Source organism: Streptococcus pluranimalium, from assembly GCF_047785745.1.
In the GTDB taxonomy this organism is placed as follows: Bacteria; Bacillota; Bacilli; order Lactobacillales; family Streptococcaceae; genus Streptococcus; species Streptococcus pluranimalium_B.
This window is the reverse complement of sequence record NZ_JBLOJT010000069.1, coordinates 1-9,316: the sequence shown is the minus strand read 5'-3', so window position 1 is coordinate 9,316 and position 9,316 is coordinate 1. Positions and strand designations below refer to the sequence as shown.

The window sequence follows — 9,316 nt, the reverse complement described above, 5'->3', positions numbered from 1 at the left end:
AGGAATGTCAGGGGCAAATGGATTTTGAAATATAACTGAAAACGTTACTGTTTAAAATGAACAGTGACGTTTTTAGTGTCTCCTCTTAGCAAAATCTACAAATCTAAATTTATCCAATTTGTGCCGGCTTTCGGTGAATTGAAATTGTTGACCATTGGTGAGAAAGACTTTGGACTTGATGGAAACAACATGATGCTCACCTGCTAAGTCCAGAAGAATACGGTCTTGCTGATTGGTCTGGTCGATGGTGATTTCTTTTTCAGCTAGATCAATCATGAGGTGCAGGTGGTTTTCCAAATAATCGTAAATGGATTTCTCCGCAATGGAACGATCGATTTCAGGAACAAAAGTCGTCAACAAGTAGTCAATATCAAGGACAGATGCCACCCCTTCCATCACACGTTGGCGCGTGATACGCCAGACATGACTCTTTGGTGGGAAACCAGTTAGTTCTGACATCTTCCCATCAACAATGAGTTTGTCGATAGCGATGACATTAGTTGTCGTTGCCATCCCTTGCGCTTGGGCGATTTCCTGAAAGCTGGTAAGAGCTGAAACAGGAAAGTTAATGCGCTCATGCTTGATGATCTGTGAGCCACTACCTTGACGTTTTTGAATAAGTCCGTGTTCTGCCAGGAGTTTTAAGGCTTTTCGAATGGTATCTCGGCTGACAGCATACTCTTTAGCCAACTCTTCTTCGGTTGGTAAATAGTCGTTAACTTGGTAGATTCCTTGGTTAATAGCAGTCTCTAAATTTCGGAAAACTTTCTCATACTTTTTCATTTTTTCATACATTTTCTAAGTTGTCTATTTTTTGCAGACAAGATACCTTATTTTACCAAAAATTAGTAAAACTTTCGACAAACAACTTGCCTACAAATTTGCAATCGATTACACTTGTTCTGTAAATAAATTTATCTACGCTTTATTGCAACTAAATCGGGAGTAATCCTAGTAAATGATAAAAAGGAGTTTGACTCAAATGGGAAAATTTGAATCTCAAGCTAAAGACCTCTTAACTGCCATCGGTGGTAAAGAAAATATCAAGGCTGTCACACACTGTGCGACACGTATGCGCTTCGTTTTGAACGACGATAGTAAAGCTAATGTCAATGACATCGAAAAGATTTCAGCCGTCAAAGGGACGTTCACCAATGCTGGACAATTCCAGGTTATCATTGGTAATGATGTGCCTATTTTCTACAATGACTTTACAGCTGTTTCTGGCATTGAAGGTGTTTCTAAAGAAGCTGCCAAGTCAGCAGCCAAAAGTAATCAGAACCCACTTCAACGTGTCATGACCATGTTGGCTGAGATTTTTACACCAATTATCCCAGCTATCATCGTAGGTGGTTTGATTCTCGGTTTCCGTAATGTTTTAGAATCAGTCGGTATGCCCTGGCTAGGACAACAAATAGCAGATGGTGCGAAGGTGTTTGATGCTGATGGTAACCCTGTTTGGAATACGATTACAATGGTATCGCCTTTCTGGAATGGTGTTAACCATTTCTTGTGGTTACCAGGTGAAGCGATTTTCCACTTCCTACCAGTAGGGATCACTTGGTCTGTTGCCCGTAAAATGGGAACGACACAAATCCTTGGTATCGTTCTTGGTATCTGTTTGGTGTCACCGCAGTTGCTCAATGCTTACGCTGTAGGAAGCACAGCGGCAGCTGACATTGCCAAAGACTGGGTTTGGGACTTCGGTTTCTTCACTGTTAACCGTATCGGTTACCAAGCACAGGTTATCCCAGCACTTCTTGCTGGACTTAGCTTGTCCTACCTTGAAATCTTCTGGCGTAAACGTATCCCAGAAATGGTCTCAATGATTTTCGTGCCATTCCTATCGTTGCTTCCAGCTCTTATCTTAGCTCATACTGTCTTGGGCCCACTTGGTTGGACAATCGGTAAAGGGATTTCGTTCGTTGTATTGGCTGGTTTGACTGGTCCTGTTAAATGGCTCTTTGGTGCTATCTTTGGTGCCCTTTATGCTCCACTTGTTATCACTGGTCTTCACCACATGACCAACGCTATTGATACGCAGTTGATTGCGGACACAGCTTCTAAAACAACTGGTCTCTGGCCAATGATCGCTCTCTCAAACATGGCACAAGGTTCAGCTGTATTTGCTTACTTCTTCATGAACCGTAAAAACGAACGCGAAGCTGAAATCTCACTTCCAGCTACTATCTCAGCCTATCTTGGTGTTACTGAGCCAGCTCTCTTTGGTGTTAACGTTAAATACGTTTACCCATTCGTCGCAGGAATGATTGGTTCAGGACTTGCAGGTCTCTTGTCAACGACTATGAACGTTCAAGCAAATGCTATCGGTGTCGGTGGTATTCCTGGTTTCCTTGCTATTAACGTTAAATACATGGTGCCATTCTTTATCTGTATGGCGGTTGCTCTTGTTGTGCCATTTGTCTTGACGGTTGCCTTCCGTAAAGCTAACTTCCTTACAAAAGCTGAAGATGAAAAATTGGCATCACAAGCAGCGCTTGCTCAGGCAGAAGTAGAACCAACATCTCAAGTAGCTCCAACAACTGCATCAGCAGTAGGAACAGTAGCATCAATTGTCAGTCCGCTTGCTGGTGAGGTTAAACCACTTTCACAAGCAGTAGATCCAGTATTTGCTCAAGGTGCGATGGGACAAGGTATCCTAATCGATCCATCTGAAGGAGAACTGGTAGCACCTGTTTCAGGAACTATCTCAGTACTCTTCCCATCAAAACACGCGATTGGCCTTGTGACTGATGAAGGTGTAGAGATGCTTATGCACATCGGTATGGATACTGTCAATCTTGATGGAAATGGTTTCACAGCTCACGTTTCCCAAGGCGACAAAGTTGTTGCAGGAGATGCCTTGATTTCATTTGATATCGCAGCTATTAAAGCGGCAGGTTATCCAGTTGAGACACCTGTTATTGTGACAAATCACAACGATTACCAAGTCAATCCTATAGAGGATCTTCCACGCCAGATTTCACGCGGCGAAGATGTTCTAAAGGTAACAAAATTATAATGACAAAAGAATGGGAGTGGGAAAGGACTCCCTTTAACTAAAAAGGGTTCGATTTTCCTCATTCTTTTATTTATAGGTTCGGAGTGAAGCAGTCTATCCCTAGACCGTTTCACTCCCATCCCCGCATAGCTCAAAAGATCTGGGAGATCTTTTGAGGTTGCAGATAGAAAAAGCACAGCTTTTATCTACTGTTCTAGGTCTGGTTCTAAGCGTAAAACGCGAAAGAAACAGCCATTCAACCACTGCGTTAAGATGTTAAAACGAACTCTATATTGAGAGGTTGGACTTTTTGCCCAGCCTCTATCTATGTTATACTCTTAAAAATCAAAGTTCCCATTTTATTCATTAAAGAACGAATTCTTTTGAATTTGATTGGTATTGAGTAACAGTAACTAGAAAGGACTTATCATGGCAATCGACAAACGTAAGGTTGTTTACCAAATTTATCCAAAATCATTTAAAGACACGACAGGTAGTGGTACTGGTGACCTCAATGGGGTTACTGAGAATTTGCCATACCTTAAAGAGCTAGGAATTGATATGATCTGGCTTAATCCTTTTTATCCAAGTCCCCAACGTGATAATGGTTATGATGTCGCTGATTATACAGCGGTCAATCCAGATTTTGGGACTATGGGGGATTTTGAAGCCATGATTGCACGTGGAAAAGAATTGGGTATCGACTTTATGCTGGATATGGTGCTCAACCACTGTTCGACAGAGCATGAATGGTTCCAAAAAGCCTTGGCAGGTGACCAATACTATCAAGATTTCTTCATCTTGCGTGACGAGCCGACGGACTGGGTCTCTAAGTTTGGTGGCAATGCTTGGGCGCCATTTGGGGATACTGGTAAGTACTATCTTCATCTCTTTGATGTCACTCAAGCCGATCTCAACTGGCGTAATCCAAACGTCCGTGAAGAACTCTTTAAAGTTGTAAAATTCTGGCAAGACAAGGGTGTTAAAGGTTTTCGTTTTGATGTGATTAACTTGATTGGTAAGGATGAAGTCCTCGAAGATTGCCCAATCAATGATGGTAAACCAGCCTACACTGACCGTCCGATAACTCATGACTATCTGCACGAACTCAACCAAGCTAGCTTTGGTCAGGATGATTCCTTCATGACGGTTGGGGAAATGTCAGCAACAACTGTGGAAAATTGTATCCTCTACACAGCACCAGAGCGTGAAGAATTGTCCATGGCCTTTAATTTCCACCATTTGAAAGTGGATTACCAAGATGGGCAAAAATGGACCATTATGGATTTTGACTTTGATGCTTTGCGAACCCTTTTCCATACATGGGGTGAAGGCATGAGTCGAGGTAACGGCTGGAACGCCCTTTTCTACAATAACCATGATCAACCACGCGCCCTTAACCGTTTTGTGGATATTAAGCACTTCCGTAATGAAGGGGCCACCATGCTGGCTGCTTCTATCCACTTGTCACGCGGAACGCCTTACATTTATATGGGGGAAGAGATCGGAATGATCGACCCAGACTATGATTCTATGGATGATTATGTGGATGTTGAGAGCCTCAATGCTTATCAAATTATGCTTGATGAGGGCAAGACTCCAGAAGAAGCACTTGCTATTATCAAAGCTAAATCACGTGATAATTCACGTACACCAATGCAGTGGGACGCTAGTGACAATGCAGGGTTTACGACAGGTACACCATGGTTGAAAGTAGGAAAATCTTACAAAGAGATTAATGTCGCAAATGAAAAAGACGGTGTTATCTTTAGCTTCTACCAAAAACTCATTAAACTTCGTAAAGAAATGCCCCTTATCGCAGAAGGTGATTACAAGGCAGCCTATACTGATAGTGAGTCAGTTTACGCTTTTGAGCGTGAACTAGATGGACAAAAACTGCTTGTCCTTAACAACTTCTATGCCGAAGAAGTGCCCCTTGACCTAGTAGAAGCTTATCAAAATGGTCAAGTCCTCATCAGCAACTATGCTACTGAAACCATCGGTGAGAAAGTCATTCTAAAACCATACCAAACTCTAGCAATTTTGGCGGGATAATTTAGATAGAAAATGAATTGAAAAAGGAGCAGACTTTAGTAGTCTAGCTCCTTTTCTGATGTGCTTAATGCTGGCTTACATTGAAGATCTGCTAATAGTTTCATTTTTGTAAAAGACTGTTATCTAAGATAAAAATGAAGAGTTGGCATTTTGAATAGGGATATCAATCTGGATTGACCTACCGTGTTGTCAGGAAAAGCTCAAAATGTTCGATAGGGAGATAATGCTTGTTACAAACGAGCAGTCGATCTTGTTTGTAGATGTTCTCCTGAATCAACATAAATTGTTCATTTTCAGATAGGATGTACTTAGTGGCAGAAAAGTTACCTGAGATGGTATAACCAAAATGACTTTGTGTATGGCTAGAGATTGTTTCCTGGTAAACGCGGCTTTCCAAAAACTGTAAGAGTGGCGAGTTTTCTTGGAGTGAGATACCATACTCAGAAATGACTTCAATAGGGATGAATGATAAAGAATAAGCCAGAGGTCCATCCTCAGTGTGGTACCAGCGGTCAGCAATAACCACGACGGGAGTCTCTTGTTTAAGAGACGTTAGGATAGCCTCTGAAGGCACTTCTAAGCGAAATTCTAACTCAACCTCATGGATCTCGTTTGTCAGACAGGTTTTGACAGGATGTTTTCTAATATCATATTGATGAGGGGCATTGCTATCCTCGTGTTGTCTGATAAAATTCCCTTTCCCACGAATATTTTTGACTAGATGATCTTCTTGTAAAAGTGCTAGCGATTTTCGCAAAGTTGAGCGGCTAACATTTAATTGTTCTGCAAGCTCTGGCTCAGTAGGCAGTTGCATGCCAGGGGTATAAATCCCTTCTTGTATCATATTGAAAATTTTATTGTAGACTTGTACATGCTTGAGTTTGTTTAGCTTTTTATTAAGGTCATTTTTAATCATGGCTATCTCCTCTGTACAACGTAGTTTAAATGAAATGATTAGAAAAATCAAGAAAAAGGAAAACGATTACTTTTTTGAATAAAAACGTTTACAAAACAAGTTATGTATGTTAATATACAAGTGTTCTTAAAAATACACAAGACAAAAGGAGGTCTTTTTATGCAAAACTATTCAGGTGAAGTTGGACTTCAGTACCATTTACAAATCCGTCCAGGTGATGTGGGTCGTTATGTGATTATGCCGGGTGATCCAAAGCGTTGCGAAAAAATCGCGAAGCATTTTGATAATCCTGTACTTGTGGCAGATAGCCGTGAATACGTGACCTATACTGGAACTTTGAACGGTGAAAAAGTTAGTGTTACCTCAACGGGTATCGGTGGACCGTCAGCTTCTATCGCTATGGAAGAATTAAAATTGTGTGGTGCCGATACCTTTATTCGCGTAGGAACCTGTGGCGGTATTGACCTTGATGTGAAAGGTGGCGATATTGTTATTGCGACTGGTGCTATCCGTATGGAAGGAACAAGTAAAGAATACGCTCCTATTGAATTTCCGGCAGTAGCAGACTTAGAGGTGACCAATGCTCTCGTCAAAGCTGCAAAAAAATTGGGTTATACTAATCACGCAGGTGTGGTACAATGTAAAGATGCTTTCTATGGACAGCATGAACCAGAACGTATGCCGGTGAGCTATGAGTTACTAAACAAGTGGGAAGCTTGGAAACGTCTTGGTACAAAAGCATCAGAAATGGAATCGGCAGCACTCTTTGTGGCGGCTAGTCACCTTGGTGTTCGTTGCGGTTCTGACTTTCTTGTTGTTGGCAATCAAGAACGTAATGCTTTAGGAATGGATAATCCGATGGCTCACGACACGGAGGCAGCTATTGAAGTAGCAGTTGAAGCTTTACGTACTCTGATTGAAGACGACAAAGTATCATAATTTTTTATAGAGGTTATCATGCAGTTTATTTATAGTATTCTTGGAATCGTACTCATATTGGGCATTATTTATGCTATTTCCTTTAATCGTAAAGGCATTTCCTTTCCATTGATAGGAAAGGCACTTATCGTGCAGTTTATCATCGCCTTGATTCTTGTACGTGTCCCATTAGGGCAACGTATTGTTAGTGTCGTTTCAGATGGTGTGACAAAGGTTATCAACTCTGGTCAAGCTGGACTGAGTTTTGTGTTCGGCTCTTTGGCTGATGGTGGTGCAAAGACTGGATTCATCTTTGCCATCCAAACGCTTGGAAATATTGTCTTCTTATCCGCTTTAGTTAGCCTACTTTACTATATGGGTATTCTAGGACTTATTGTAAAATGGATTGGTAAGGGTGTTGGTAAACTTATGAAATCCTCAGAAGTTGAGAGTTTTGTGGCCGTTGCCAATATGTTTCTCGGGCAAACCGACAGTCCAATTCTGGTTAGCAAATACCTTGACCGTATGACAGATAGTGAGATTATGGTTGTCTTAGTATCAGGAATGGGAAGTATGTCTGTTTCCATCCTAGGTGGTTATATCGCTTTGGGGATTCCAATGGAGTATCTCTTGATAGCCTCGACTATGGTGCCTATCGGTAGTATCTTAATTGCTAAAATGTTGCTCCCGCAAACCGAAACTGTCCAAAAAATCGATGATATTAAAATGGATAGCAAAGGAAATAATGCCAATGTGATTGAGGCTATCGCTGAAGGTGCTAGCACCGGTGCTCAGATGGCCTTTTCAATCGGTGCCAGCCTGATTGCTTTTGTCGGATTGGTATCACTAATCAATCTGCTGCTAAGTGGTTTAGGTATCCGTCTGGAACAGATTTTCTCTTATGTTTTTGCACCATTTGGTTTTCTTATGGGATTTGATGGCAAAGATATTCTCATGGAAGGTAGCCTTTTGGGTAATAAGTTGATTTTAAATGAATTTGTGTCTTTCCAACAGTTGGGTAGTGTTATCAAATCTCTCGATTATCGAACAGCTTTGGTGGCTACGATTTCGCTATGTGGCTTTGCTAATTTATCTAGCTTAGGTATCTGTGTTTCGGGGATTGCTGTTTTATGTCCGGGAAAAAGAAGTACTTTGGCACGCTTAGTTTTTCGTTCAATGATTGGTGGTATTGCTGTAAGTATGCTTAGTGCCTTTATTGTTGGGATTGTGACGCTTTTCTAAACTAGAACAAAAAGAAAGAAGGATATAAACATGAATGTTCAGGATATATTAAAAACAGTCGATCATACCTTGTTATCAACAACGGCTACTTGGTCAGAGATTCAAACTATTTTAGATGATGCGATGACCTATGAGACAGCATCTGCTTGTATTCCTGCGTCTTATGTTAAACAAGCAGCAGACTATGTTTCAGGGAAACTAGCTATTTGTACTGTTATTGGCTTTCCGAATGGTTATAGCACAACTGCTGCTAAAGTTTTTGAATGCCAGGATGCTATCGAAAATGGTGCCGACGAAATTGATATGGTGATCAACTTGACAGATGTTAAAAATGGCCATTTTGATGCTATTGAATCAGAAATTCGTCAAATCAAGGAAGTTTGTCAAGATCATATTTTGAAAGTTATTGTTGAGACCTGTCAGTTAACTAAAGAAGAGCTGATTGAGTTATGTGGTGTTGTCACACGCTCTGGTGCCGATTTTATCAAGACTTCAACAGGTTTTTCAACAGCTGGTGCAACATTTAAAGACGTTGCTTTAATGGCTGAACACGTCGGTTCACATGTTAAGATTAAGGCTGCCGGTGGAATTAGCTCTTTAGAGGATGCTGAAAAATTTATCCAATTAGGAGCGTCACGTTTAGGAACGAGTCGGATTATCAAACTGGTAAAAAATCAAGCAGTTGCAGATGGTTCTTATTAATTTAAAAGCATTATTTAATGATGTGAGAGTGGGACAAAAGTCGGTAATTCGTCAGAAGTCGATTTCCCCTCACCTCCCTAATTTTTAGGGTTTAGGCTGAAACAGTTCACTGGACTATTTTTGACGCCGACTTTATCAGCTTTATTTCCAACTTCCAAAGGTCCGCTGGACCTTTGGAACCCACCTCCGCATGATTTCAACAGTCAGGGGAGTGACTGTTGAAAGTGCGAGCCTTGAAATGTGAAAGCGAGCAAAGTCAGGAAGTGACTGTTTGAGGTTGGAAATAAGGGAAGTCAAGGATTATCTCGTTCGTTAGGGCTGTACAAGCTGATGACATCAGCGAATTAGAGCCTACTCAACTGCATCTTGCTTGACAATCTAAAATGAATTGAGAGGTTAGGACTTTAGTCCGATCTTCATTTTCAATAAACAAAGGAGAAATGATGTCTACATTTGATCGTATTCACTTAGTGGTACTTGAT

The 9,316-nt window shown here is 41.0% G+C and carries 7 protein-coding genes; 5 read left to right on the top strand and 2 right to left on the bottom strand.

What is annotated here, in order from left to right:
* Positions 1–72: 72 nt before the first annotated feature.
* Positions 73–783 (bottom strand): trehalose operon repressor, encoded by a 711-nt coding sequence (gene treR / locus ACMZ6U_RS07460; RefSeq protein ID WP_416107576.1) that lies wholly within the window; start codon positions 781–783, stop codon positions 73–75.
* A 199-nt stretch (positions 784–982) separates the two neighbouring features.
* On the opposite strand from treR, the gene treP reads away from it, so the two are divergent.
* Complete coding sequence (treP, locus tag ACMZ6U_RS07455; protein WP_416107574.1) at positions 983–3,022, top strand: PTS system trehalose-specific EIIBC component; 2,040 nt, start codon at positions 983–985, stop codon at positions 3,020–3,022.
* A 408-nt stretch (positions 3,023–3,430) separates the two neighbouring features.
* Positions 3,431–5,056 carry an alpha,alpha-phosphotrehalase gene (treC, locus tag ACMZ6U_RS07450; protein ID WP_416107572.1) on the top strand — a complete coding sequence of 542 codons (1,626 nt, stop codon included), beginning with the start codon at positions 3,431–3,433 and terminating at the stop codon, positions 5,054–5,056.
* A gap of 178 nt (positions 5,057–5,234) precedes the next feature.
* Here the strand turns inward: treC and ACMZ6U_RS07445 are convergent, their stop codons facing one another.
* Positions 5,235–5,972, bottom strand: coding sequence for a GntR family transcriptional regulator (locus ACMZ6U_RS07445; protein ID WP_416107571.1), 738 nt, complete (start codon positions 5,970–5,972; stop codon positions 5,235–5,237).
* 159 nt (positions 5,973–6,131) lie between these two features.
* On the opposite strand from ACMZ6U_RS07445, the gene udp reads away from it, so the two are divergent.
* The 3 genes from udp to deoC are packed head-to-tail and all read left to right on the top strand — an operon-like array spanning position 6,132 to position 8,834.
* The gene (udp, locus tag ACMZ6U_RS07440; protein WP_104968663.1) at positions 6,132–6,911 is read left to right on the top strand and encodes a uridine phosphorylase; all 780 of its coding nucleotides are present in this window, start codon (positions 6,132–6,134) and stop codon (positions 6,909–6,911) included.
* An 18-nt stretch (positions 6,912–6,929) separates the two neighbouring features.
* Positions 6,930–8,132: a NupC/NupG family nucleoside CNT transporter gene (locus ACMZ6U_RS07435; RefSeq protein WP_416107569.1), complete on the top strand. Its 1,203-nt coding sequence runs from the start codon at positions 6,930–6,932 to the stop codon at positions 8,130–8,132.
* A gap of 30 nt (positions 8,133–8,162) precedes the next feature.
* Positions 8,163–8,834 carry a deoxyribose-phosphate aldolase gene (deoC, locus tag ACMZ6U_RS07430; RefSeq protein WP_416107567.1) on the top strand — a complete coding sequence of 224 codons (672 nt, stop codon included), beginning with the start codon at positions 8,163–8,165 and terminating at the stop codon, positions 8,832–8,834.
* Positions 8,835–9,316 lie beyond the last annotated feature (482 nt).

Bases quoted from the DNA above. Each gene is read 5' to 3' on its own strand.
- treR (WP_416107576.1), bottom strand. From the start codon at position 783: ATGAAAAAGTATGAGAAAGTTTTCCGAAATTTAGAGACTGCTATTAAC.
- treP (WP_416107574.1), top strand. From the start codon at position 983: ATGGGAAAATTTGAATCTCAAGCTAAAGACCTCTTAACTGCCATCGGT.
- treC (WP_416107572.1), top strand. From the start codon at position 3,431: ATGGCAATCGACAAACGTAAGGTTGTTTACCAAATTTATCCAAAATCA.
- ACMZ6U_RS07445 (WP_416107571.1), bottom strand. From the start codon at position 5,972: ATGATTAAAAATGACCTTAATAAAAAGCTAAACAAACTCAAGCATGTA.
- udp (WP_104968663.1), top strand. From the start codon at position 6,132: ATGCAAAACTATTCAGGTGAAGTTGGACTTCAGTACCATTTACAAATC.
- ACMZ6U_RS07435 (WP_416107569.1), top strand. From the start codon at position 6,930: ATGCAGTTTATTTATAGTATTCTTGGAATCGTACTCATATTGGGCATT.
- deoC (WP_416107567.1), top strand. From the start codon at position 8,163: ATGAATGTTCAGGATATATTAAAAACAGTCGATCATACCTTGTTATCA.